This is a genomic window from Cellulomonas algicola, assembly GCF_019024305.1.
In the GTDB taxonomy this organism is placed as follows: Bacteria; Actinomycetota; Actinomycetes; order Actinomycetales; family Cellulomonadaceae; genus Cellulomonas; species Cellulomonas algicola.
This window is the reverse complement of the sequence record NZ_JAHKSJ010000008.1, coordinates 177672-202373: the sequence shown is the minus strand read 5'-3', so window position 1 is coordinate 202373 and position 24702 is coordinate 177672. Positions and strand designations below refer to the sequence as shown.

Sequence of the window (24702 nt, the reverse complement as noted above, 5' to 3'; positions counted from 1 at the left end):
GTCAGCGGACTGTCGCGGTCTCCACCGCGGCACTCTCCGACGCGCACAGCACCGACGGGAGCCACCGCAGCTGGCGCTCGAGCTGGTGGGCCTGGCCGCCCTCGTGCTGGTTGAAGGTGTAGACCTCGATGTCCGTGCGCGGCCGGTCACCGGTCAGGCCCGCGTAGTGGTTGTACGCCGCGAACACCGTCGACGGCGGGCACGTCATGTCGCGCAGCGCGACCGAGAACAGCGCCGGCGCGGTCGCCCGTCGGGCCAGGTGCACGCCGTCGAAGTACGCCATCGTGCGGAACACGCGCTCCTCGGCGCCGCGGTGCACCGCGAGGTACTGGACGAGCTCGCCGTACGGGAACGCGTCGGTGATGTCGACCGCCCGGCGGTAGTGGCACAGGAACGGCACGTCCGGCATGGCCGCCGCGAGCCCGTCGGACAGTCCCGCGGCCGCGAGCGCGACGCCGCCGCCCTGGCTGATGCCCGCCACGGTCACGCGCCGCGGGTCGACGCCCGGCAGCGCCCGCACCGCGTCGACCGCTCGCACCGCGTCCGTCATGAGCCGGCGGTAGTAGTGCTGCTCGGGGTCCTGGATGCCGCGCGTCATGACGCCCGGCGACGCCGGTCCGGAACCCGCCGGGTCGGGCGTGTGGCCGCCGTTGCCCCACGTCGAGCCCTGCCCGCGCGTGTCCATGACGACGTGCACGAAGCCCGCCGTCGCCCACGCGAGCCGCTCGTGCGCGAACCCGCGCCCGCCGCCGTAGCCGATGTACTCGACCACCGCGGGCAGCAGCTCGCCCGACTCCGCACTGCCCGCCGGGCGGGTCACCCACGCGCGCACCGGCTGGCCGTCGAAGCCCGCGAACGTCAGGTCGTCGACGTCGACCAGGCGCAGGCCCGCGTCGGTCCGCGTCACGTCGACCAGGACCTCGTGACGGCGGGCCTCGGCGAGCGTGGTCGCCCAGAAGTCGTCGAGGTCCGCGGGCTCGTCGAGCTCCGGGAGGTACCGCTCGAGCTCGGGCAGGGGCAGGTCGAACAGGGCCATCGTGCTCCTTCGGCGATGACGTGCGGACGCGCAGCGCGCCGCGGACGGCGCACGTCGGGACGCTACCCCGCCCGCGCCGACCTCAGGAAACCGCCTCCCGCCGAGACCGGCCGCCGACCCGGGCCTGGCGACCGGGACACGCCCCTGAGCGGTACCCAGACCCGGGTCGCCCCGTCGTCGCCGGAGGGCGGGGGCCGGGTGGCGCGTCAGCGGGCCAGGAAGCCCAGGAGGTCGTGGCGCGTGAGGACGCCGACCGGCTCGCCGTCGTCGACGACCATGAGCGCGTCCGCCTTCTGGAGGGCCTCGCGCGCGTCCTGCACGGACTCCCCCGACCCGATGAGCGGGAACGGCGCCGACATGTGCCGGTCGACCCGGTCGGACAGCGCCGCGGCCCCGGAGAAGACCGCGTCGAGCAGGTCGCGCTCGCTCACCGACCCGGCGACCTCGCCGACCTTGACGGGCGGCTCGGCCCCGACGACGGGCATCTGCGAGACGCCGTACTCGTGCAGGATCTCGATCGCGTCGCGCACGGTCTCGGTCGGGTGCGTGTGCACGAGCGACGGCAGCGAGCCCGTCTTGGTGCGCAGCACGTCGGCGACGGTCGCACCCTGGTCGTCGGCGAGGAACCCGTACGACCGCATCCACGAGTCGTTGAAGATCTTCGACAGGTAGCCGCGCCCGCTGTCCGGCAGGATCACGACGATCACGGCCCGTGCGGCGGCCTCGGGGTCGCGCTCCTGCAGCTCGCGGGCGTACCGCAGCGTCGCCTCGACGGCCATGCCGCACGAGCCGCCGACGAGCAGTCCCTCCTCGCGCGCGAGTCGCCGCGTCATCGCGAAGGAGTCGGCGTCGGACACCGCGATGATCTCGTCGGGGACGGTCGGGTCGTACGCGGCGGGCCAGAAGTCCTCCCCGACGCCCTCGACCAGGTAGGGCCGGCCGTCGCCGCCCGAGTAGACCGAGCCGGCCGGGTCGGCACCGATGACGACCACGCGACCGCCGTCGGCCTCGGACCGGTCCGCGGACACGTCGTGCAGGTAGCGGCCGGTGCCCGTGATCGTGCCGCCCGTGCCGACACCCGTGACGAGGTGCGTGACCCGCCCGTCGGTGTCGGCCCAGATCTCCGGGCCGGTCGACTCGTAGTGGCTCGCCGGGCCGTTCGGGTTCGCGTACTGGTTGGGCTTCCAGGCGCCCTCGATCTCGCGCGTGAGCCGGTCGGACACCGAGTAGTACGAGTCGGGGTGGTCCGGAGGCACCGCGGTGGGCGTGACGACGACCTCGGCGCCGTACGCGCGGAGCACGTCGCGCTTGTCCTGGCTCACCTTGTCGGGGCACACGAACACGCACCGGTAGCCCTTGCGCTGCGCGACCAGCGCGAGCCCGACCCCCGTGTTGCCGGAGGTCGGCTCGACGATCGTGCCGCCCGGGCGCAGCGCACCGGTCGCCTCGGCGGCCTCGACCATCTTGAGCGCGATCCGGTCCTTCACGGACCCGCCGGGGTTCATGTACTCGACCTTCGCCAGGATCGTGGCGCTCAGGCCCGCGGTGACCGACGACAGCCGGACGAGCGGCGTGCCGCCGACCAGCTCGGAGATGTGCTCGGCGTACTTCACCGACACGACGTTACCGGCCGGTAGCGCAGGAGGTGCGCTACCGGCCGGTGAGGTCGTGCGAGGGGTCGTCGCGGGCGACGGCCCGGGATCAGTCTCCGCGCAGGATCGCGAGCAGGCGGAGCAGCTCGAGGTAGAGCCACACCAGCGTGACGACCAGGCCGAACGCGGCCGACCACGCGAGCTTGCGGGGGGCGCCCATCTCGACGCCGCGCTTGATCGAGTCGAAGTCGACGATGAGGCTCGCCGCCGCGAGACCCACGGCCACGAGGCCGACGACGATCCCGAGCGGGCCGCTGCGGAGCGGGCCGAACTCGCCGCCGCCGACGTTGAAGATCATGAGGACGACGTTGACCAGCGAGAAGACGAGGTAGCCGACGAGCGCGACGATCAGCCAGCGCGTGAACTTCGGCGTGACCCGGACCCGGCCCGAGCGGAACAGGAACAGCGACGCGGCGAACACCGCGAACGTCGCCAGCACGGCCTGGACGACGAGGCCCGGCCAGCGCTGCTCGAAGTACAGGCTGATGCCGCCGAGGAACACGCCCTGCGCGACGGCGTACAGCGAGATGAGGACCGGGCTGGGCTCGCGCTTGAACGCGTTGACCAGGCCGAGCACCAGGCCGACGACCGCGCCCACGACCCACAGGCCGGGCACGAGCGTCCACGTGACCGCGGCGCTCACCACGAGGAGCGCGAACAGGCCCGCCGTCTTGATGATGACGTCGTCGTAGGTGAGGCGTCCGGTGTCACGCGCGGTCGCGGACGGCGCCTCGTACATCTTGTCGAGCGTCACCGCGTCGATCGTCTGCGTCGCCATGGCGCCGCTGCCGGCACCGGCCTGGGCACGGGCACGGTTGCGCCGGTCGTTCGGGTCCCCGAAGACGGGACTGTTGCTGAAGACGGGGTTGCTCATGGCGTCCTCCGGGACGGCTTGGGCAGGCGGTCGGTCACTGTCGGACGCGCCGAGATCGGGCGTCCATCGTACGGAACGTCGCAGGAGCCCGGATCGTTCCAAGGGAGGAGGAGGGCGATCTCCCTGATGCGACCTCAGGGTGACCCTGACCTCGATCTCAGGTCTTCTGACGGATGACCTGCGCGTCCGTGCGGGCCTAGGGTCGATCACGGCCACAACGCTCCCGACTTGAGGAAAGACGATGATCGAGGCACAGGGCCTGACGAAGAGATACGGCAGCAAGACCGCGGTGAACGACATCTCGTTCACCGTCCAGCCCGGCAAGGTGACGGGCTTCCTGGGCCCGAACGGCGCCGGCAAGTCGACGACGATGCGCATGATCGTGGGCCTCGACCGCCCGACGCACGGCACGGTGACGGTCAACGGCCGCCCGTACGCCCAGCACCGGTCGCCGCTCACCGAGGTGGGCGCGCTGCTCGAGGCAAAGGCCGTCCACACGGGCCGCTCGGCGCGCAACCACCTCCGGGCGCTCGCGGCGACGCACGGCATCCCCGAGAAGCGCGTGACCGAGGTCATCGGGATGACCGGTCTCGACGGCGTCGCGAAGCGTCGCGTCGGCGGCTTCTCGCTCGGCATGGGCCAGCGCCTCGGCATCGCGGCGGCGCTGCTCGGCGACCCGCGCACGCTGATCCTCGACGAGCCCGTCAACGGCCTCGACCCCGAGGGCGTGCTGTGGGTCCGCAACCTCGTCAAGTACCTCGCCTCCGAGGGGCGGACGGTCTTCCTGTCGTCGCACCTCATGAGCGAGATGGCGCTCACGGCCGACCACCTCGTGGTCATCGGCAAGGGCCGGATCATCGCGGACGGACCGGTGTCCGACGTCGTCGCCCGCGCGACGCGCTCGACCGTCCGGGTCCGCTCGCCGCAGGCGACGCAGCTCGCACAGCTCCTCGCCGGTCCCGAGGTCACCGTCAACCCCGTCGAGCCGGGTGTGCTCGAGGTGCTGGGGGCGACGTCGGAGGGCGTCGGCGAGACCGCGGCCGCCGCGCGCATCGTCCTGCACGAGCTCACGCCCGTGACCGGCTCGCTCGAGGACGCGTACATGAGCCTCACGCAGGACGCCGTCGAGTACCACTCCGCCACCGTGCCCGGCACGGCCACGACCGCCCAGGAGCAGTCCGCATGAGCACCGCGACCCTGTCCCCCACCGCGCCGGCCAAGGCGCCGTCGGCGAGCCCGTACCGGGTGACGTTCGGGCACCTGCTGCGCGCCGAGTGGATCAAGCTCTGGACGGTCCGCTCGACCATCTGGACGCTCGCGATGACCGTCGTCGTGATGGTCGGCCTGGTCGCCGCCGTCGCGGGCGTCATGTCGACGCAGATCGACGACGCGCCCACGGGTGCCGAGGCGGTCGACCTCGGCCTGACGCCGTTCCTGCCGGCCGTGCAGATGGCGTCGATCGCGGTCGTCGTGCTCGGCGTGCTCGCGATCTCCGGCGAGTACACGACGGGCATGATCCGGTCGAGCGTCGCCGCGGCCCCGCGCCGCACGCCCGTGCTGTGGTCGAAGCTCGCGGTGCTGACCGCGACGATCCTCGTCGTCGCGGCCGTCGCGGTCGCGCTCGGCTACGCCGTCGCGTACCTCTTCCTGTCGCGCATCGACCTGGCGCCCGAGCTGTCCGACCCGCAGGTCCTGCGGGTCCTCGGAGGGTGCGCGCTGTACCTCGCGACGATCGCGGCGTTCGCGTTCGCGATCGGTGCGCTGCTGCGCCACTCGGCCGCGGCGCTCGCGACGATCCTGGCGCTGCTGCTCGTCGTCGAGAACGTCGTCGCGGCCATCCCGTGGGAGCCGCTGCAGTACGTGAGCCCGTTCCTGCCGGCCACCGCGGGGTCGAAGATCACGCAGACCGACATGACGGTCGACATGGTCAACTCGATGTCCGAGCACGGCGCGAACCTCACCGCGTGGCAGGGCTACGGCGTCCTCGTGGCCTGGGTGGTCGTGCTGCTCGGCGTGGCCGCGGTGCTCATGAAGCGACGCGACGTCTGACGTCCTCACGGCCGGTCGTCGCCTCCTCGCGACGACCGGCCGTCCCACGCACGGGCGCACCACCGTCATCGAGCCCCGGCTCGATCCAGCGGTGGCGCGCCCGTCGCGTCCCCGCCCCACACCCGCAGCCCTCGACCGGAGGACCGTCCGATGACCGAGGCGCTCGCCGTGCCGACCGCGGACGGCCCCGTGCCGACCGCCGTCGTCGTGGCCGCCGTCGTGCTCGTGCTCATGGCCGTCGTGACGGCGCTCGCGGCGCGGGCACGGCGCCCGGTGCTCGCGGCCGGGATGACGGGCGACGTCGCGCTGGCCGCGGCGGTGCGTGACGCCCTGCCGGGTGTGCGGACGCACCGCCTCGCGGTCGCGCTCGTGGAGGACGGACGCGTGACGTTCGCGGGGTTCGGCGCCGACGAGCGGACGGAGTTCGAGGTCGGCTCGGTGTCGAAGGCGATGACCGGGTTGCTGCTGGCCGATGCGGTCGACCGCGGCGAGGTGACGCTCGACGACCGGCTCGGCGACCACCTCGATCTCGGCGGCGGCGACGTGGCGGGCGTGCGGCTCGGCGACGCGGCGGCGCACGCGGGCCGCCTCCCCCGGCTGCCCGTCGACCCGGGTCTGCTGGTGCGTGGCACCTGGGCGTCGGTGGCGGGCCGCAACCCGTACGACGGCGTCGACGTCGCGGCGCTGCTCACGGCCGCCGCCCGCACCCCGCTCGCCACGACCGCCACGCCGCAGTACTCCAACCTCGGGGCTGCGCTCGTCGGTCAGGCCCTCGCCGCGCGCGCGGGCACGACCTACGCGCAGCTGCTGGCCGACCGCCTCACGGGCCCGCTCGGGATGACGGCGACCACGGCGCCCGCCGCGGCGCACGCCGACGACCTGATGCAGACCGGGACGAGTCGCCGCGGCCGGCCGCAGGAGCCGTGGACCATGGACGGCTTCGCACCCGCCGGCGGCGTGCGGTCGACGACGGCCGACCTCGCGGTGCTGCTGACGGCGCTGCTCGACGGTGCGGCACCGGGCACGTGGGCGCTCGACCCGCGCGCCGAGCTGGACGCGACCGAGCGGGTCGGCCTGTTCTGGCTGACCCGCTCGACCGAGGTCGGCACGACGACGTGGCACAACGGCATGACGGGCGGGTTCGCGTCGTTCGTCGGCCTGGACCGCGCCGCGCGGCGCGGCGTCGTCGTGCTGTCCGACGTGGCGTCGAGCGTCGACGCGGTCGGCACGCGGCTCCTGGCCGGCGAGCGCGTGTGAGGTCAGACGACCTCGCCCAGCGCCTCCTCGGGCGTCCGCTCGACGGCGCGCGCGCCGCGGTCCCAGCGCTGCCACAGCACGCGCTCCCCGACGCTGCGTGCCATGACGTGCCCGGTGACGAGGAACGCGACGACGCCCACGCCGAGCACGCCGACGCCGACCCAGAACGGCGAGGTCGGGCTCGCGTGCTCCGCGAGCAGCCCGGCGACGACCGGCGCAGGGGCGGCGAAGCCCCAGCGGACCAGGTTGAACGCGCCGGTCGTGACGCGGCGGTCGGGCGAGCCGGTCGCGAGCGCGAGGTCGGTGAGGTTGGCGTTGGCGACGCCCATCGCGACGCCCGCGACGACGAGCACGGCGACGGACTGCGCGGTGCCGCCGGACGTGGCGAGGCCGACGAGCGCGACGAGCAGGACGACGACGGCGAGCCCGACGGTCTGCACCGCGCCGAGGCGGTGCGCGAGCCGGTGCCCGACGACGAGGATGCCGACCGCGAGGCCGATGCCCCACGCGGTGAAGACGAGCCCGAGCGGGACGACGTCGAGGCCGAGGAACACGGGCGTGTAGCCGAGGACGACGAAGAACACGAAGTTGTAGGTGGCGGTGACGATGCACAGCGCGACGAACGCGGGGCGGCGGAACGGCGTGAACACCTCGCGGAGGCGCAGCGGCGCGGGCGGCTCGGCGGGGTCCTTGAGCCGGGTCACCGAGAGCGTGAGCGCCACGAGCATGAAGAGGCCGCACAGCAGGAACGGCACGCGCCACGAGATCTGGCCGAGCAGCCCGCCCAGCAGCGGGCCCACGGCGAAGCCGAGTCCGACGCACGTCTCGAAGAGCTCGACGACCCACTCGCGGTCCTGCGCGAGGGACACGAGCAGCACCATGGCGGTCGCGAAGAACATCGCGTTGCCGAGGCCCCACAGGCCGCGCAGCGCGGCCAGGGCGCCGATCCCGCCGGTCAGCGACGCGGCGACGGCGGCGACCGCGACGACGCTCACGCCCGTCGCGAGGATCTTCTTGTAGCCGAACTTCCCCGTGAGCAGCACGGCGGGGATCATGCCGAGGGCCATGACGGCGATGTACGCGGTGAACAGGAGCTCGACCTGCCAGGTCGTGGCTCCCATCGCGGCGCCGATGGCGGGCAGGATCGGGTCGACGATCGCGATGCCGGCGATCGCGAAGAACGCGGTGAGGGCGGTGGCGTAGATGGCGGTGCGGTGCGGTTCGTGGTGGCGGGAGGCCATGCGGATCCTCGGGTAGACGAGCGTCGGTGGGATTATCTGTATCATACATCTATCTAGTGAAGGAGTCGCCGACATGGACGACGCCGTCCCCGACGTCGAGGAGCAGGTCGCACTCCTGCTCCGCCTCGCCGACCGCAACCGGCGCCGCAGCAGCCGCCTCGAGGGCACGCTCGACCGGTCCGCCTACATCGCGCTGCGCCACCTCACGGTGGCCGGACCGTCGGGCATCAACGACCTCGCCGACCGCCTGCGGCTCGACGCGTCGACCGTCACGCGCCAGGTCGTCGCGATGGAGGAGGACGGGTACGTCACGCGGGGCCGCGACAGCACCGACGGCCGCCGCGCGGTCGTCACCGCGACACCCGCCGGCGAGGAGGCGCTCGCACGCACCCGGGCGGTCCGCGCCGAGGTGTACGACGAGATCCTCCGGCGCTGGTCGACCGCGGACCGCCGCGCCCTCGCCGACGCGCTCATCCGTCTCAACGCCGACCTCGACGCCGACCTCGACCGCGCCGCCGAGGACCGCTGACGCCGGGCGCGCGTGGCCGGGCTCCGGCGTCACGCGTGGTCGCGCGCGCGACGACGCCCTGCCCCGGGCGCTCCCGCCGACCCCGCCCGGGACCGGCGCGGCCCGTGGATGCGCGCGCTCGGCGCAGCGACCCGGCGGCGCACAGGCGCGACGACTACGGTGACCCGGTGACCGACGCGCCCGCCCGTCCCCGTCCCGCCCCGCTCGTCGCCGAGGTGCTGCGCACCGAGAGCCTCTCGCCGTCGTTCGTGCGCGTCGTCGTCGGCGGACCCGGGCTCGACACCTTCGAGCCGTCGCCGCACGCCGACTCCTACGTCAAGCTCGTGTTCCTCCCGCCCGCCGCCGACGGTCACCGCCCCCGCCGCGACGACGGACGCCTCGACCTCGACACCGTGCGCGCCGCGCTCGACCCCACCGACGCACCGCGCCTGCGCTCCTACACCGTCCGGGCGTTCGACCCCGCGACGCGCGAGCTCACCCTCGACTTCGTCGTGCACGGCGACGAGGGCGTCGCCGGACCGTGGGCCGCGGCCGCCGAGCCCGGCGACGAGGTCCTCCTGATCGGCCCGGGCGGCGCCTGGTCGCCCGACCCGGCCGCCGCGTCACACCTGCTCGTCGGCGACGCGAGCGCCCTCCCCGCGATCGCCGTCGCGCTCGAGCGGGTGCCCAGGGACGCCGTCGGGCACGTCGTCGTCGAGGTCCACGACCCGCAGGACGAGCTGCCCCTCGCGGCGCCCGACGGCGTCCGCGTGCAGTGGGTGCACAGCGGGCTCGGGGTCCCCGGCGTCGCGCTCGTCGAGGCCGTGCTCGCCCTGCCGCCGCTGCCCGGACCGGTCAGCGCGTTCCTGCACGGCGAGGCCGGTGCCGTGCGCGAGCTGCGCCGTCACCTGCGCACCGACCGCGGCGTGGGCCGCGACCAGCTCTCGGTGTCCGGCTACTGGCGGCTCGGCACCGACGACGAGGGGTGGCGCGCGGGCAAGCGCGCGTGGCTCGCCGACATCGAGCAGGCGGAGGTCGCCGCAGGCCTCGTCTGAGAGGGTCGGCCCGGACGTCGTCGACCGCGCGGCGCGCCCGGCGCGCGTGGCGACGCCCGCACCCACGACGTCGGCTCGCCCAGGAGGTCCTCGCTCGGGACGGCGTCGCTCGGGATGTCGCCGGGCTCCGCACGCCGTGGCCTCGTAGGGTCGGGCCGATGGCCACCACCCGCAGCACCCGGCGCGTCCGCGCGGACCGTCGCCGACGTCGGCGACTCGCGCAGGTCGACCACGACCTCACCACGGCGGACTGGGCGGCCCTGCGCGACGCGTGGGCGGGCTGCGCCTACTGCGGCGCGACCACGGGCGACCTGCAGCGCGACTGCGTGCTGCCGATCTCGCGCGGCGGCCGCTACACGCTCGGCAACGTCGTCCCCGCCTGCCGGGCGTGCAACGCGAGCAAGTGCAACGCCGAGGTGACCACGTGGATGCGCCGCAAGCGCCTCGACGAGGGCGCGTTCCTGGTCCGTCAGGCGCAGGTCGTGGCCCTGCTGACCGCGGTGGCGGTCGAACCGTGAGCACCGACCGCGAGCACGACGTCGTCCTGCTCGGCGCGACCGGGTTCGTCGGCCGGCTCGTCGCACGGCACCTCGCGGAGCACGCACCCGCCGGGACCCGCGTCGCGCTCGCCGGACGGTCGGCCGACCGGCTCGCGGAGGTCCGCGACAGCCTCCCGCCGTCCGCGCACGGCTGGCCGCTCGTCGTCGCGGACTCCCACGACGACGCCGCGCTCGCGCGACTCGCTGCGTCCGCGCGCGTCGTCGTCAGCACCGTCGGCCCCTACTCCCGCCACGGGCTGCCCCTGGTGGCGGCGTGCGCCCGCGCCGGGACGCACTACGCCGACCTCACCGGCGAGACGCCGTTCGTCCGGGAGGCCGCCGACCGGTTCGACCCTGCCGCCCGGGCCTCGGGTGCGCGGATCGTGCACGCGTGCGGCTACGACTCCGTGCCGTCCGACCTCGGCGTCCTCGTCCTGCACCGGCGGGCCACCGCCGACGACGCCGGGCCGCTGCGCGACGTGCGCCTGCTCGCTCGGGCGCGCGGCGGGGTCTCCGGCGGCACCGTCGACTCCGTGGTCGGGATCGTGGAGCAGGCCGCCCGGTCGTCCGCCGTGCGCCACCTGCTGGCCGACCCGTACGCGCTCAGCCCCGAGCGCGCCGCCGAGCCGTCGACGCCCCAGCCGCCCGACACGCAGCCCGTGCGCGTGCTGCCCGGCGGCCGGTGGACCGCGCCGTTCCCGATGGCGTCGTTCAACACGCGCGTCGTGCGGCGCAGCAACGCGCTGCAGGGCTGGGCCTACGGCCGCGACCTGCGGTACGCCGAGGCGATGGGCATCGGTCACGGCCTGCGCGGGGGCGTGGCCGCGCTCGGCCTCACCGCCGGGCTCGGTGTCGCCGTCGCCGCCCTCGCCCTGCCGCCGACGCGCGCGCTCGTGCGCCGCGTGCTGCCCGCCGCCGGTACCGGGCCGGACGCGACCACCCGGGAGTCCGGCTGGTTCCGCATGGACCTCGTCGCCGTGACCGCGGGCGGCCGGCACTACCGCGCGCAGGCGTCCGGTCCCGGCGACCCCGGCTACGCCGCCACGGCCGTCATGCTCGGGCAGGCCGCGCTCGCGCTCGCGCACGACGAGGGACGCCTGCCGGACCGCGCCGGCTCGCTCACCCCCGCGGCGGGCCTCGGCGACGTCCTCGTCGAGCGGCTGCGCGCAGCGGGGCAGACGTACGAGGTCCGCGCGCGCTGACGACGCGGGCGACGCCGCGTGATGTCGCCGCCCGGGTGACCGGCCGGCCGCCCCAGTCCCGGTACCGGTCTCGGGTGAGGGTGGCGCGACGACCACCGTCAACGCACGGCCGACACCAGCCCCCGACCCCACTCCCACGCCCGGTCGACCTCGCCCTGCGCGGGTCCGCCCGACGTGCCGACGACGCGGAACGTCTCCGGCGGGACGACGAGCCGGCCGCGCAGCGCGCGCAGACGCTCGGCGATCTCCGTCGACGCCGACCCGCCGTCGGAGGTCCCCCACGCGGTGTCGAACGCGGCGACGGGCAGCGTCCCGACCGTGCGGGCGGGGGCCGCCGCGAGCCACCGGTCCAGCCCGGTCAGGCCCGAGACGACGTCGCCGTGCGCGCGCGCGGCGGCGCGCGTCGCCTCCGTGCTGAGGCCCCGCCGGTGCGTCGGGCCGCCGACGACCAGGAGCAGCACGTCGTCCGGCCACCACGGCGCGCGCTCGCCGTCGCCCACGACGCGCCCGACCTCGACGACGTCGGCGGGCAGCCCGCACGACGCGATACCGGCCCCGACGGACTCCGCGACGGCCTGGGTGCCGCCGAACATCGACTCGAACACCACGATCGCTGTCATGCCCCCACGCTCCTCGCCGGGTGCACCGGGCGCCGCGGCCGTTGGTCCCGGGTGTCAGCACGACGTCGTAGCGTGCGGGCATGGCGACCCGCTGGACCCTGGGCGGCGACGCGGCCGACCCGCACCGTCTCGCCGCGTTCTGGGCGCTCGCGCTGGGGTACGTCCCGGAGCCGGGCTACGACGAGCCGGACGGCGCGTCGATCGTCGACCCCGACGGCGTCGGCCCGGCGATCAGCTGGCTCCGCGTGCCCGAGCCCAAGACCGCGAAGAACCGCCTGCACGTCGACATCCGCGTCGCGGGCGAGCCGCCGTGGGACGGGACCGAGCGGGAGGCCGCGATCCGCGCGAAGGTCGACGTCCTGGTCGATGCCGGGGCGACGGTCGTGCGGGAGGAGCGGTACGGCGACGACACCGGGCGCACCGTGCTCGGCCACGTCGTGATGCTCGACCCCGAGGGCAACGAGTTCTGCGTGGCGTGAGCCGCGGTCTGCCGCGTCCGCCGTCGGTGCGACGACCGGTATCACCCGTGGCGTCCGGGCATCCGTCCGTGCCCCCGCCGGGGCTCGAACCCGGACTGGGCCGGGTTTAAGCCGGCTGCCTCTGCCGATTGGGCTACGGGGGCGCCGCCCGAGCGTCATGGGAGCGCGGCGGGCGACGTGCACGCTCATCCTGCCAGCGCCGTACCCGGCGCTGTCGGTGGTCCGTCCTAGGGTCCTGCGCGTGCACATCGAGGAGCGCGGAGCCGGGATCCCGGTCGTGATGATCCACGGGTTCGGCGTCGACCACCGGATCATGCTGCCGCTCGACCCCGTGCTCGCGGCGCACGGGCCGTGGCGTCGCCTCTACGTGTCGCTGCCCTGGACCGCCCGCACGCCGCTCGGCAGCGTCCGCAGCAGCGAGGACGTGGCGGGCGCGGTGCGCGACGCGGTGCGCGAGCGCCTCGGTGACGAGCCGTTCGCGGTCGTCGGCAGCTCGTACGGCGGGATGATGGCGCGGCGCCTCGCGCACGACCTGCGCGACCAGGTGCTCGGGCTCGCGACGGTCGCGGGACTCTGGGCCGGGGAGGTCGACGCGCGCGTCCTGCCCCCGCGGACCGTCCTGCGGGAGGACCCGGCGGCGCTGACCGGCGTCGACCCGGTGGTCGCGAGCGGATACCGCGCGATGGCGGTCGTCGAGTCCGCGGCGGGCCTCGACGCGTACCGGCGGTTCGTGCAGCCAGGCGAGGACGACGCCGACCAGGACGCGCTCGACGTCCTGCGCGCGCGGTACCCGTTCGACGTCGAGCCCGAGGACGCGTCGCCCGAGCCGTTCACGGCACCGACGCTGGTGCTGTGCGGGCGGCAGGACCACGTCGTCGGGTACGCCGACGCGTGGCGGCGGCTCGACCACTACCCGCGCGCGTCGTACGTCGTGCTCGACGCCGCCGGGCACAACGTGCACCTCGACCAGCCGCGCGCGACGGCGGCCGCGCTCGCGGCGTGGCTCGACGAGGTCGCGGTCGAGGCGGCGGAGCGGTCCTGACGCGACGAGGCCCGGCCCCCGTCGTGGGGAGCCGGGCCTCGTCGGCGGACGGCGTGCGTCAGCTGGCGCTCTTGGCGGCCTGGCCGCTGCCCGTCGCCTGCTGCTTCTCGGCGGGCGAGCCCGCCTCGGCCTTCTGCGGCGGCAGCGCGGCCGTGTCGACGGCGCGCGGCTTCGGCGGGACGGCGGCGGCACGGAACTCGGCGCGCGGGTCGTGCACCGAGCCGAGCGCGACGACCTCGCGGCGCAGCAGGATCGATCCGGTCCAGCCGGCCATGATGCGCAGCTTCCGGTTGATCGTCGGCATCGCGTACACGTGGTACGTGCGGTGCAGGAACCACGCCAGCACACCGCGGACCTTGATCTTGCCGAACATCTGCGCGACGCCCTTGTACATGCCGAGGGACGCGACGGCGCCGATGTTCTTGTGCTTGTACTCGGTGAGCTCGGCCGAGCGGAGCACACGCGCGAGGTTGTCACCGAGGTGCTTGCCCTCGCGGACCGCGTGCTGCGCGTTCGGCGGGCAGAACTGGCCGGGGTTGAACAGGTCGGGCACGGCAGCGCAGTCACCCGCGGCGTACGCGTCGGGGACGGGCGTGCCGTCGGCGTCGACGACCTGGAGGAAGGGGTTGCAGGTGACGCGGCCCATCTTGTCGAGCGGCAGGTCGGACTGCTGCAGGACGGGGTTGGCCTTGACACCCGCGGTCCAGATGATCGTCTCGGCGTCGAACTCCTGGCCGTTCGAGAGCACGACGTGCCCGTCGACGCACGAGTTGAGGAACGTCGAGAGGAAGATCTCGATGTCGCGCTTGCGCAGCTGCTCGAGCGTGTAGCCGCCGAGCTCCTCGCTGACCTCGGGGAGGATGCGCGGCGAGCCCTCGACCAGGACGAAGCGCAGCTCCTCCTGCTCGATCTGGTTGTAGTGGCGCACCGAGTAGCGCGCCATGTCCTCGACCTCGGCGAGCGCCTCGATGCCGGCGAACCCGCCGCCGACGAAGACGAACGTGAGCATGCGCTTGCGCAGCTCGGGGTCCCAGGTGCTCGAGGCGACGTCGATCCGGTTGAGCACGTGGTTGCGGACCGCGATGGCCTCCTCCACGTTCTTGAAGCCGATGCCCTGCTCCGCGAGGCCGGGGATGGGCAGCGTGCGGGCGACCGAGCCGAGACCGACGACCAGGTGGTCGTACGTGATCCAGTACGGGTCGCCCTCCTCGGGCGTGATCTCGACCGTGCGCTCGGCGTGGTGGATCTGCGACACCTTGCCCTGCAGCACGTCGACGCCCTTGAGAGCGCGGCGGTGCGGGGCGACGACGTTGCGCGCGTCGATCGAGCCGGCCGCGGCCTCGGGCAGGAACGGCGCGTACGTCATGTACGGGCGCGGGTCCACGACGACGATCGCAGCCTCGCGCTTGCCGAGTCGCTTGCGCAGACGGCGGGCGGTCGTGAGACCGACCGAGCCGCCGCCGAGGATCACGACGCGCGGGACCTTGCGGGGCTTGCCACGGGGGACGACCGCACCGGCCGCGGGTGCGGCGTCGACCGGGGTCTGGGCAGAAGTCGGCATATCTCCACGGTATCCGCCACCGTCGAACCATGCCGTCCGGTGGACGGTGACGCTGCGCACACGGCCTGGGAAACGGCTGTGAGCCTGGTCTCACGGCTGCCGCCCGGCGGCTGCGGCGCCGCGTCGACGCCGGTCAGGCCAGCGGGACGGCGTGCTGCGCGACGACGTCGGCGTACCAGCGCGCGCTCGCCTTCGGCGTGCGCTCCTGCGACTCGAAGTCGACGTGCACGAGCCCCCAGCGCTGGTCCAGCCCCTCGGCCCACTCGACGTTGTCCAGCAGCGACCACGCGTAGTACGCCCGCACGTCGACGCCGTCGTCGACCGCCCGGGCCACCTGCTGGAGGTGCGCGCGCAGGAACGCGACACGCTCGGGGTCGTCCGTCGTACCCTCGGGCGTGCGGTCGGGGATGCCGTTCTCCGTGATCACGAGCGGCGGCGCGCCGGGGTAGTCGTCGCGGACGCGGGTCAGCGTCTCGTAGAGCCCTTCGGGGTGGACCTGCTGCCAGGGCGCGTCCGACGTCGGGTACAGCTGCACGTTCTGCCCGCCGCTGTCGACGCCAGTGACCCCGTAGTACTGGATCGCGAGCACGTCGAGCGGGGCGCTGATCGTCGCGAGGTCGCCCTCGCGCACGAGCGCGTCCAGGACGGCCGGGTCGGCCGGGATCTGACCGGGCCGGTCGCCGAGCGCGTCGTCCGGGTAGGCGCCGACCAGGACGGGGTCGAGGAAGAGCCGGTTCTCGACCGCGTCCGCGCGCACGGCCACGTCGTCCGCGCCCGCCCCGGCGGCGTAGACGGGCTGCAGGTTGAGCGCGATGCCGATCCGCCCGGCCACGCCCGACGCGCGGAACGCCTGCACCGCGAGCCCGTGGCCCAGCAGCTGGTGGTGGACGGCCGCCACCATCTGGTCGACGTCGCTGACGCCCGGCGCGTGGTACCCGCTGCCGTAGCCGACGTAGGCGGTGGTCTTCGGCTCGTTGATCGTCAGCCACGGGCCCGTGACATCCGGCAGGGCGTCGACGACGATCGCCGCGTAGTCGGCGAACCGCGACGCCGTGTCGCGCGCCGCCCAGCCCCCGCGGTCCTGCAGCGGCTGCGGCAGGTCCCAGTGGTACAGCGTGACCGCGGGCTCGATGCCGCGCTCCAGCAGCAGGTCGACGAGGCGCCGGTAGAAGTCGACGCCCGCCTGGTTCACCGCCCCCGAGCCCGTCGGCTGGATGCGCGGCCACGCGACCGAGAACCGGTACCCGTCGAGGCCGAGGTCCGCCATGAGGTCGACGTCCTGCTCCCAGCGGCGGTAGTGGTCCGCGGCCGGGTCGCCCGTCGCACCGCCGCGGACGTTCCCCGGCTGCGCGGCGAACGTGTCCCAGATCGAGGTGCCGCGGCCGTCGGCGGTCGTCGAGCCCTCGACCTGGAACGCTGACGTGGCCGCGCCGAGCACGAACCCGTCCGGCAGCCGCATCGGTTCCGCGGGCGGCGTCCAGGTCGGCGTGGCGCTCACGACCGGCGGCGACCCGTCGGACCCGGGCGTGCAGGCGGCGAGCGCGCCGAGCGCGAGCGCTCCCCCGCCGAGCCGCAGGACGTCGCGGCGGGAGACGGGCCGGGCGGACGTCCACGTCGGGCAGGCGCGGCGATCGGGCACGTCCCGCATGCTCCCGCCGCGACGACCCGCCGTCCAGAGCCCGGCGGGACCAGAGACGCCGTCGGCGGGCCGACCGGCGCGAGGTGGGTGCGTCAGGGGCCGGACGTCTCACCGACGACCGGGCCGGTCGGCTGCGGCGACGGCGTCCCGGCGTCGGCACCCGCGTCGGCAGCGCCGTCCTGACCGTCCGCGACGACCGTCCCGCCCGACGACGTCGCGCCCTGCGCCGCGGGCACGTCGACCGCGGGCGCCTTCGCGAACGGGAGCGGCGGGAGGCCCGCGCGGGAGCCGACGCTGAGCACCATGCGGCCGCCCTCGTCGTCGTACGTGAACTGCGACGACGGGCCGCCGCGCAGCGGGTAGACGTTCCACCGCGTCCGACCGTCCTCGGCCGTCGCACCGACGAACTGCCACGGCTCGTCGACGCCCGGGAGCGTCCACGGCTCCCAGCCCTCGTCGAACGTCGTGCGGACGGGCCGCCCGCGGTCGTCGAAGATCTGCACGTCGCTCAGCGGGTTGCCCTCGGCGTCGTAGACGAACAGGTTGCTCACCTGGACGCCGTCGACGACCACGCCGTCGACCATCTGGTCGCGGTACTCGACCGCGGTCCCCGCGGAGGTCGTCGGGTACCAGCGGGCGGTCCGGACGTCGCTCTGCAGCGTCGACAGGACGGGCAGGATCGCGACGACGGCGACGGCGTTCGCGACGAGCGGCATCCACCTGGTCCGCCGGGACGCCACCCATGAGCCGCGTCCCCACTGCACGCTCGCGACCACGGCGGCCCCGAGCAGCAGCCACGTCCAGGCCGTGTGCGGGACCCACTGATAGCCGCCGACGAGCAGCGCGACGACCAGCACGTAGACGACCCAGGCGCGCGCGACCCACCACACCGGCCGCAGGGACAGGGCGAACGACTCGACGGGCGACCACCACGCGTGCTGCCGGAGTGTCGCGAGGACACGGCGCCCGAGCTCGCGCCCGCGGCGGACCGGCCAGATGAGCGCGTCGCGGACCGGACGACGCGCACGCTGCGGCGCGGGCGCGTCGAGGCCCGCGGCGGTGCGCAGGTCGGTCGCGTACGCCTCGGGCGTCCCGAGCAGGTCCGCGAGCGTGCGGCCGTGGCCGACGCGGCGGTCGTCGTCGAGCGCGTCCTGGAGGTCGAGCTCGAGGTCGTCGGTCAGGTCCTCGACCTGCTCGGGCGTGAGTCCCGCGAGGTGCTGGCGGACCGCCGCGGCGTACTGCGCGACGTCCGAGGTGACGGCCTGCGTGCTCATCGCGTTCCCTTCCGGCCCCGCGCAGCGCCCGGGACGTCCGTGTCCAGCAGGCGGGCCATGGTGCCCGCGAACTCCTGCCAGTCCTTGCGCTGGGCCTCGAGCATCGCCCGGCCCTGCGCGTTGATGCCGTAGTACTTGCGGTGCGGCCCCTCGTCGCTCGGGACCACGTACGAGGTCAGCGCACCGGACGAGTACAGGCGGCGGAGCGTGCCGTAGACGGACGCGTCGCCGACCTCCTCGATGCCCGCGGCTCGCAGCCGGCGGACGACGTCGTACCCGTACCCGTCCTCGTCGGCGACGACCGCGAGCACCGCGAGGTCGAGCACCCCCTTGAGCAGCTGGGTCGTGTCCATCGGCCGCCTCCGTCCCGTCACGGCTCCCGTGGCGCGGGGCCGTCGTGTCTGGTGCGGGAACCTCCCTCCAGGCTCCCGCACGGCGCACACTAGTACACAGTGCGCACTAGCGGTGGGATTCCGCAGCGTGTCGTGCTGGGGCCTCCGCGGGAACCCGATCAGGCGGGGACGGCGCTCCAGGCGATGCCGTCGAGGATGTCGTGCTCCGACGTCACGACCTCGCTGAGCTCACCGCCCGCCGCGGCCACCTCGTCGCGCACGCGCGTCACGACGTCGTGCCACACCAGCGCGCCCGCACCGATGACGTCGACGCGGCCGGGGTGCATGAAGCCGAGCGCCGCGCGGTCCGCACGGGACCGCCCCAGCAGGTCGTCGCAGGCCGCGAGCACGGTGTCGACGGGCAGCACCGCGCCGTCGATGCGCTCCGGCCGGTAGCGGTCGAGCCCCAGCGCGTGCGCGGTCACCGTCGTCACCGACCCGGCGAGGCCGACGAGCGTCACGGCCTTGCCGAGCGGCACGACGCCCGCGGCCACGTCGAGCGCGGTGGCGACGTCGGCACGCGCACCCGCGACCTCGTGGGCCGTCGGCGGGTCGGACAGCAGGTGCCGCTCGGTCAGCCGGACGCAGCCGACGTCCATCGAGTACGCGGCCTCGGGCGCCGACGTGCCGAGCACGAGCTCGGTCGAGCCGCCGCCCAGGTCGACCACGAGGAACGGCCCGGGGTGCGTCGCGGCGAGGACGCCCGTCGCACCGCGGAACGACAGCGCGGCCTCCTCCTCGCCCCCGACGACCTCCGGCTCGACGCCCAGCAGGGAGCGCACGCCGTCGACGAAGTCCGCGCGGTTCTCGGCGTCGCGTGACGCCGACGTCGCGACGAACCGGACGGCCTCGACCCCCAGGTCGTCGCACACGTCCGCGTAGCGGCGGGCCGCGTCGAGCGTGCGCGCGAGCGCCTCGGGGGCGATCCGGCCGGTGCGGTCGACGCCCTGGCCGAGCCGCACGACCTCCATGCGCCGGTCGAGGTCGACCAGCGTCCCGGCGTCGGGGTCGACGTCGGCCACCAGGAGCCGGATGGAGTTGGTCCCGCAGTCGATGGCAGCCACACGCGTCACCGGCACATCCTCCCATCCGGCGCGCGGGTCCTCGCGCCCGTCGCAGGGCGTCACGAGGTCCGTGTCATGCGTCGCCCGCGACGTCGACGGTCGTCGTCAGCAGGTGCAGCGGTCGGGGCGCCACTCGTCGCGGACCAGGTCGAGCACCTCGTCGCCGATCGGGTTGACGCCCGGTCCCGCCGCGAGCGCGTGCCCCGCGAGGACGTGCAGGCACTTCACGCGCGTCGGCATGCCCCCCGCCGAGATCCCGGCGATCTCCTCGACGTGCCCGAGCTCCTCGCGGTCCGCGAGGTAGGCCTCGTGGGCGCGCCGGTAGGCCGCCGCGAGCTCCTCGTCCTCGGCGAGCCGCGCGGTGAGGTCCTTCATCAGCCCCGACGCCTCGAGCGTGCTCACGGCCGCGACCGCGGGCGGGCACGTGAGGTAGTACGTCGTCGGGAAGGGCGTGCCGTCGTCGAGCCGGGGCGCCGTGCGCACGACGAGCGGGCGCCCGCAGACGCAGCGCGCGGCGATCCCGACGACGCCGCGCGGGGGACGGCCGAGCTGCTCGGCCAGCACGACGAGGTCCTGGTCGGTCACGGCGGTGGCGGCGGTCGGGGTCACGACGGTCCGATCGGTCGGGGACGGGTCCGGGCGCCGGCGCGGCACCCGCTGCACGCATTCTCCCCCGACGCCGACCCGCAGCCGTACCGCCAGGGGCACGCCGCGACGCGTCCCTACGGTGTGGGCGCCGGCTCCTGGCCGCCACCCTCGGGCGTCGCGGGCTGCTCGGTGGTCGGCGCGCGCTCCTGGCTCGGTGCCGTCCCGGCGATCTCGACCGACTGCCACACCGAGGTGTACCAGGGCTGCGTCGCGCTCTCGTCGAGCACGGTCGACGACGGCCCCGGGTCGACGGCGGGTGTGTCCGGCACCGTCTCGGGGTCGAGGACGCGGAACGCCTTCTCCCCCGGCAGCACGAACGACAGCCGCTCACGGGCCTGCGCGGCGACGTACGCCGGGTCGTCCCAGCGGCCCTTCTCGGCCTCGAGGTCGCCGTTGCGCTGCTCGGCCGCGGCGACCTGCGCACGGAGCTGCGCGAGCTCCTGCTGCTGCTGGAGGTAGGAGTGCAGCGTCGGGTAGACGAGCACGAACGCGAGCAGCAGCACGAGCGAGAAGACGAGGACCCGCACGGTGAACAGCCGCGGCAGGCGCACCTGCACCCGCTCGGCGCGGGGCGTGCCGCGCGGCGGCGTCGACGACGGCCCGCGCGACGCCGGGCGGGCGGACGCGCCAGGCCGTGCGGCCGGACGCGAGCCGCTGGGCGGCGATCCGACGCGCGGCACCTGGCCGGAGCGCGGGGCCGTCGGACGGTTCGCGGGGCGTGCGGAGGGGGTGCCCGACGCGGGGGTTCCGGCTGCCGGGGTCGCCGGAGCCGTCCGCGGCGACCCGGTCCGTCGACCCGGGCCGCTCGGCGGCGGCACGGGTCGGCGCGGGGAGGGCATGGCGTCGATTGTGCCCTGCGGCGACGCCACCAGCCCGGACGTGCGTCGGGCGGGTCGCGGAGCCGGCGGGGACGCCGGAGGCCGGCCACCCCGTGGGGTGACCGGCCTCCGGTCGTCGAGCGGGACCCGGTCGGGTCAGCCCTGGCGGAACCGCGGGAAGGCGGAGCGCCCGGCGTAGCGACCGGCGTCGTCCAGCTCCTCCTCGATGCGGAGCAGCTGGTTGTACTTGTTGATGCGCTCGCCACGGGCGGGGGCACCGGTCTTGATCTGGCCGGCGTTGGTCGCGACGGACAGGTCGGCGATGGTGGTGTCCTCGGTCTCGCCGGAGCGGTGCGAGGTCATCGTCGTGAAGCCGTTGCGCTGCGCGAGCGTCACCGCGTCGAGCGTCTCGGTGAGCGTGCCGATCTGGTTGAGCTTGACCAGCAGCGAGTTCGCGGACTTGAGCTCGATGCCCTTGGCCAGACGCTCCGGGTTGGTGACGAACAGGTCGTCGCCGACGATCTGCACGCGGTCGCCGACCTCGGCCACGAGCTGGGACCAGGTGCCCCACTCGTCCTCGGACAGCGGGTCCTCGATGGAGACCAGCGGGTAGTCGCGGACGAGCTGCTCGTAGTAGGCGACCATCTCCTCCGGCGTGTGGGCGCGGCCCTCGAACTGGTAGGCGCCCTCCTTGAAGAACTCGGTCGACGCGACGTCGAGCGCGAGCGCGACGTCGGTGCCGGCCGTGAAGCCGGCCTGCTCGATCGCGACGAGGATGAGGTCGAGCGCGGCACGGTTCGACTCGAGGTTCGGCGCGAAGCCGCCCTCGTCGCCGAGGCCCGTCGCGAGGCCCTTCGACTTCAGCACGGACTTGAGCGAGTGGTAGACCTCGGTGCCGGTCCGGAGCGCCTCGCGGAACGTCGTGGCGCCGATCGGGGCGACCATGAACTCCTGGATGTCGACGTTGGAGTCGGCGTGCGACCCACCGTTGAGGATGTTCATCATCGGGACGGGCAGGACGTGCGCGTTCGGGCCGCCGATGTAGCGGAACAGCGGCAGGTCGGCCGAGTCGGCCGCGGCCTTCGCGACGGCGAGCGAGACGCCGAGGATCGCGTTGGCGCCGAGCTTGCCCTTGTTCGGGGTGCCGTCGAGGTCGATGAGCGCGGCGTCGACGAGACGCTGCTCGGTGGCCTCGAAGCCGATGAGCTCGGGGGCGATGTCGTCGATGACCGCGTTCACGGCCTCCTCGACGCCCTTGCCCAGGTAGCGGGACTTGTCGCCGTCACGGCGCTCGACGGCCTCGAACGCACCGGTCGACGCACCCGAGGGCACGGCAGCGCGGGCGATGGTGCCGTCGTCGAGGGCGACCTCGACCTCCACGGTGGGGTTGCCGCGCGAGTCCAGGATCTCGCGGGCGCCGACGGCCTCGATGCTGGCCATGGGTGCTCCTTCGACGAGCGGGTGGGTTTACGACCTCACCCTAGTGGGGTGCACGGAGGACCGTGCTGGGACGTCCGGCCTTGGACACGGCTGCGCCGCGCGGGTAGGGGTCGCCCCCGTCCCCCGCGCGGCGCAACGCCGGTGCTCCGTCTGCGGTCAGCGCACCACGCATGCCGTGCCGTCGAGGCTGGCGGCCGTCGGGTTCGCGGCCGGCGTCGCCGTCGACGTGCCGATGAACCCGAACGTCGTCGACCCGCCGCTGGCGGCGAGCCGGGAGTTCCACGAGAGGTGGGTCGCGGTGACGGTGCTGCCCTGCTGCGTCGCGGTCGTGCTCCACGCCTGGGACAGGCGCTCGCCCGCGCCGAACGTCCAGCGCACGGTCCAGCCGTCGACGGCCTCGGGGCCGTTGTTGATGACGGTCACCTGCCCGACGAACCCGCCCGGCCAGGCGCTGCTCACCTGGTAGTCGACGACGCACGCTCCGCCGGACGTCGGCGTCGGGGTGGGCGACGTCGGCGTCGGGGTCGGCGTGGTGGGTGTGGGGGTCGGCGTCGTCGGCGTCGGCGTCGTCGGGGTGGGGGTCGGCGTGCCCTCGACGCGCGACGGGTCGACGAGCCCCCAGTAGGCGGGCTTGGCCGTGAGCGTGCCGTCGAAGAGCAGCGGCGCGGCGCCCGACCGCAGCCACGTGCGGCTGTCGTCGAGCCCCCACAGCGTGACCGACGTCAGCGAGGGCGCGTGCTTCTTCAGCATCGCGAACACGTCGCGGTAGTAGTACGCCTGCTCGACCAGCCGGGACTGCGGCGGCGTGGTCCAGGACTCCCCCGACGACCGGTACGTCGACACGTCGAGCTCGGTCACGGCCTGCGTCACGGGCAGCGCCTCGAAGGCCGTGATCGTGTTCTCCATGCCGGAGATCGACCGCCCGACCTCGACGTGCAGCTGGTGGCCGACGCCGTCGACGGGCACGCCCTGCGCGAGCAGGCTCTTCACGAGCGACAGGTAGGGCGCGCGCTTGTTCGAGAACTCGGTGTTGTAGTCGTTGATGAACAGCAGCACCTCGGGGCCGAACGCGGCGCGCGCGTAGCGGAACGCGTCCGCGATGTACGACGGGCCCAGCACGCGGTACCACTCGCTGCGCCGCAGGCCGTCGGGCTGGCTCTCGTCGACGACCTCGTTGACGACGTCGAACGCGAAGATCGGGTTGCCCGCGGTGCCGTACTCGCCGTACGTCGTGCGGAAGTGGTCGGCGAGCGTCTGGATGTGCGTCTGCAGCCGCGACCGCAGGACCGCCTGGTCCTCGGCGCTCGTGGTGAGCGCGGACCCGTCGGCGCGCTGGAAGAACCACGCCGGCGTCTGCTGGTGCCACAGGAGGGTGTGCCCGTAGACGCGCAGGTCGTGGGCGACCGCGTAGTCGACGATCTGGTCGGCACCCGCGAACGTCCAGGTGCCCTCGGCGGGGTGGGTCGCGTCGGGCTTCATCGCGTTGCCCGCGGTGACCTGGCCGAAGTGCCGCAGCAGCAGGTCGGAGCGCGCGCCGAGCGTCTCGGGTGCCTCGACGGCCGCACCGAGCGGGAACGACGTCGCCCACGTCTGCTTGAGTGACGGCAGCGTGAGGTCCGGCGTGAGTGCCGTGCTGGTGACGAGGACGTCGTCGAGCAGGAGGTCCGTGAGCGAGCCCGTCGTCTCGACGTAGAGCGACGCGGTGGCGAACGGGCCGGGCGTGTAGGAGCCGGTGACCTGCGACCAGGAGCCCGAGGTGACGCCCTCGGCCGTCGCGATCGTCTCGTAGGCCGTGCCGCTCGGGTTGTCGCGCTGCGCGGACAGCCGCACGCCCGCGGTCCCCGACGATCCCGCGGGCAGCCGCACCCACGCCGAGACCGTGTAGGTCGTGCCGGGCTCGAACAGGTCCGTGACGTCGCGCGTCGCGCCGTTCCACGACGCCGTCCGGCCCGTCACCCGCAGGCTCTGCGTCCCGCGCGGGGCGTCGGTGCCGTCGACCGCGACGGTCGCGGCGCCCCGCCCGGCCCAGCCGGCGGCGCCCGACTCGAAGTCGGCGCTCAGCACCGTGACCGCGGCCGCCGCCGCGGGCTGGGCGCGGAGCGCGGCGAGCACACCGGTGAGGACGAGCGCGAGCGCGGCGACCAGGACGGTCGCGGTGCGCAGCGGCGTGCGGGCGCCGGGGTGGGGCATGAGCGGGGAGCTCCTTCGCGACAGGCGGCGGGGGCGCGCGTGACGCTACGGAGCGGGCGGGTCGGCGGTCCAGGTGTGAAGCGTTTCGACGGCACGTCCCCGCAGGTGGGCGCGGGGACGTG

23 protein-coding genes and 1 tRNA gene are annotated in these 24702 nt (G+C 74.6%); 9 read left to right on the top strand and 15 right to left on the bottom strand.

All coding sequences use genetic code 11. The features are described 5' to 3' along the window. Nucleotide 1 precedes the first annotated feature (1 nt). The 3 genes from KOV94_RS08165 to KOV94_RS08155 all read right to left on the bottom strand — a co-directional run bounded on the left by KOV94_RS08165 (nucleotide 2) and on the right by KOV94_RS08155 (nucleotide 3562). The gene (locus KOV94_RS08165) at nucleotides 2–1036 is read right to left on the bottom strand and encodes an acetylxylan esterase (RefSeq protein ID WP_218051773.1); all 1035 of its coding nucleotides are present in this window, start codon (nucleotides 1034–1036) and stop codon (nucleotides 2–4) included. 206 nt (nucleotides 1037–1242) lie between these two features. After that, on the bottom strand, nucleotides 1243–2649 hold the full coding sequence (locus tag KOV94_RS08160; protein WP_124341872.1) for a cystathionine beta-synthase: 1407 nt from the start codon (nucleotides 2647–2649) through the stop codon (nucleotides 1243–1245). An 88-nt stretch (nucleotides 2650–2737) separates the two neighbouring features. After that, nucleotides 2738–3562, bottom strand: coding sequence for a Bax inhibitor-1/YccA family protein (locus tag KOV94_RS08155; protein ID WP_218051772.1), 825 nt, complete (start codon nucleotides 3560–3562; stop codon nucleotides 2738–2740). A gap of 241 nt (nucleotides 3563–3803) precedes the next feature. Here KOV94_RS08155 and KOV94_RS08150 point away from each other — a divergent pair, with 241 nt between their 5' ends. The 3 genes from KOV94_RS08150 to KOV94_RS08140 all read left to right on the top strand — a co-directional run bounded on the left by KOV94_RS08150 (nucleotide 3804) and on the right by KOV94_RS08140 (nucleotide 6868). Further along, nucleotides 3804–4748: an ABC transporter ATP-binding protein gene (locus tag KOV94_RS08150; protein WP_218051771.1), complete on the top strand. Its 945-nt coding sequence runs from the start codon at nucleotides 3804–3806 to the stop codon at nucleotides 4746–4748. Next, entirely contained in the window at nucleotides 4745–5611 is an 867-nt protein-coding gene (locus KOV94_RS08145; protein WP_124341869.1) for an ABC transporter permease subunit, read from the top strand. The genes KOV94_RS08150 and KOV94_RS08145 overlap by 4 nt, the downstream gene beginning before the upstream one ends. 150 nt (nucleotides 5612–5761) lie before the next feature. Beyond that, nucleotides 5762–6868, top strand: a complete 1107-nt coding sequence (locus KOV94_RS08140) for a serine hydrolase domain-containing protein (protein WP_218051770.1) — start codon at nucleotides 5762–5764, stop codon at nucleotides 6866–6868. Nucleotides 6869–6870: 2 nt separating this feature from the next. Here KOV94_RS08140 and KOV94_RS08135 read toward each other — a convergent pair whose 3' ends face one another. Beyond that, a complete protein-coding gene (locus KOV94_RS08135) occupies nucleotides 6871–8109 on the bottom strand; it encodes an MFS transporter (RefSeq protein ID WP_218051769.1) in 1239 nt (412 codons plus the stop codon). Between the two features lie 73 nt (nucleotides 8110–8182). Here KOV94_RS08135 and KOV94_RS08130 point away from each other — a divergent pair, with 73 nt between their 5' ends. From KOV94_RS08130 to KOV94_RS08115, 4 genes are all read left to right on the top strand, one after another. Continuing rightward, complete coding sequence (locus KOV94_RS08130; protein ID WP_124341866.1) at nucleotides 8183–8638, top strand: MarR family winged helix-turn-helix transcriptional regulator; 456 nt, start codon at nucleotides 8183–8185, stop codon at nucleotides 8636–8638. 167 nt (nucleotides 8639–8805) lie between these two features. Further along, nucleotides 8806–9672 (top strand): siderophore-interacting protein, encoded by an 867-nt coding sequence (locus tag KOV94_RS08125; RefSeq protein ID WP_218051768.1) that lies wholly within the window; start codon nucleotides 8806–8808, stop codon nucleotides 9670–9672. 158 nt (nucleotides 9673–9830) lie between these two features. Then, nucleotides 9831–10190, top strand: a complete 360-nt coding sequence (locus KOV94_RS08120) for an HNH endonuclease (RefSeq protein WP_124341864.1) — start codon at nucleotides 9831–9833, stop codon at nucleotides 10188–10190. Then, entirely contained in the window at nucleotides 10187–11413 is a 1227-nt protein-coding gene (locus KOV94_RS08115) for a saccharopine dehydrogenase family protein (protein ID WP_218051767.1), read from the top strand. The genes KOV94_RS08120 and KOV94_RS08115 overlap by 4 nt, the downstream gene beginning before the upstream one ends. 98 nt (nucleotides 11414–11511) lie before the next feature. Here KOV94_RS08115 and KOV94_RS08110 read toward each other — a convergent pair whose 3' ends face one another. Then, on the bottom strand, nucleotides 11512–12033 hold the full coding sequence (locus KOV94_RS08110) for a flavodoxin family protein (protein WP_124341862.1): 522 nt from the start codon (nucleotides 12031–12033) through the stop codon (nucleotides 11512–11514). Nucleotides 12034–12113: 80 nt separating this feature from the next. Between KOV94_RS08110 and KOV94_RS08105 the strand changes: the two genes are divergently transcribed. Next, nucleotides 12114–12512, top strand: coding sequence for a VOC family protein (locus KOV94_RS08105; protein WP_218051766.1), 399 nt, complete (start codon nucleotides 12114–12116; stop codon nucleotides 12510–12512). Between the two features lie 69 nt (nucleotides 12513–12581). Here the strand turns inward: KOV94_RS08105 and KOV94_RS08100 are convergent. After that, a tRNA-Leu gene (locus KOV94_RS08100) sits at nucleotides 12582–12655 on the bottom strand. Nucleotides 12656–12753: 98 nt separating this feature from the next. Here KOV94_RS08100 and KOV94_RS08095 point away from each other — a divergent pair. Continuing rightward, complete coding sequence (locus KOV94_RS08095; protein ID WP_235843338.1) at nucleotides 12754–13554, top strand: alpha/beta fold hydrolase; 801 nt, start codon at nucleotides 12754–12756, stop codon at nucleotides 13552–13554. 58 nt (nucleotides 13555–13612) lie between these two features. On the opposite strand, the gene KOV94_RS08090 is transcribed toward KOV94_RS08095, so the two are convergent. From KOV94_RS08090 to KOV94_RS08050, 9 genes are all read right to left on the bottom strand, one after another. Beyond that, nucleotides 13613–15115, bottom strand: coding sequence for an NAD(P)/FAD-dependent oxidoreductase (locus tag KOV94_RS08090; protein WP_124341805.1), 1503 nt, complete (start codon nucleotides 15113–15115; stop codon nucleotides 13613–13615). Between the two features lie 133 nt (nucleotides 15116–15248). After that, nucleotides 15249–16754, bottom strand: coding sequence for a GH1 family beta-glucosidase (locus KOV94_RS08085; protein WP_308160440.1), 1506 nt, complete (start codon nucleotides 16752–16754; stop codon nucleotides 15249–15251). A gap of 92 nt (nucleotides 16755–16846) precedes the next feature. Further along, nucleotides 16847–18028, bottom strand: a complete 1182-nt coding sequence (locus KOV94_RS08080) for a hypothetical protein (protein ID WP_124341803.1) — start codon at nucleotides 18026–18028, stop codon at nucleotides 16847–16849. Next, the gene (locus KOV94_RS08075; protein WP_124341802.1) at nucleotides 18025–18381 is read right to left on the bottom strand and encodes a PadR family transcriptional regulator; all 357 of its coding nucleotides are present in this window, start codon (nucleotides 18379–18381) and stop codon (nucleotides 18025–18027) included. The genes KOV94_RS08080 and KOV94_RS08075 overlap by 4 nt, the downstream gene beginning before the upstream one ends. A gap of 158 nt (nucleotides 18382–18539) precedes the next feature. Next, nucleotides 18540–19493: a Ppx/GppA phosphatase family protein gene (locus tag KOV94_RS08070; RefSeq protein ID WP_308160439.1), complete on the bottom strand. Its 954-nt coding sequence runs from the start codon at nucleotides 19491–19493 to the stop codon at nucleotides 18540–18542. Between the two features lie 96 nt (nucleotides 19494–19589). Next, the gene (locus tag KOV94_RS08065) at nucleotides 19590–20093 is read right to left on the bottom strand and encodes a DUF501 domain-containing protein (protein ID WP_124341800.1); all 504 of its coding nucleotides are present in this window, start codon (nucleotides 20091–20093) and stop codon (nucleotides 19590–19592) included. Nucleotides 20094–20206: 113 nt separating this feature from the next. Continuing rightward, nucleotides 20207–20683 carry an FtsB family cell division protein gene (locus KOV94_RS08060; RefSeq protein WP_124341799.1) on the bottom strand — a complete coding sequence of 159 codons (477 nt, stop codon included), beginning with the start codon at nucleotides 20681–20683 and terminating at the stop codon, nucleotides 20207–20209. Between the two features lie 423 nt (nucleotides 20684–21106). Beyond that, nucleotides 21107–22390, bottom strand: a complete 1284-nt coding sequence (gene eno, locus KOV94_RS08055; RefSeq protein WP_124341015.1) for a phosphopyruvate hydratase — start codon at nucleotides 22388–22390, stop codon at nucleotides 21107–21109. Between the two features lie 156 nt (nucleotides 22391–22546). After that, nucleotides 22547–24580, bottom strand: a complete 2034-nt coding sequence (locus KOV94_RS08050) for an endo-1,4-beta-xylanase (RefSeq protein ID WP_218051763.1) — start codon at nucleotides 24578–24580, stop codon at nucleotides 22547–22549. Nucleotides 24581–24702 lie beyond the last annotated feature (122 nt).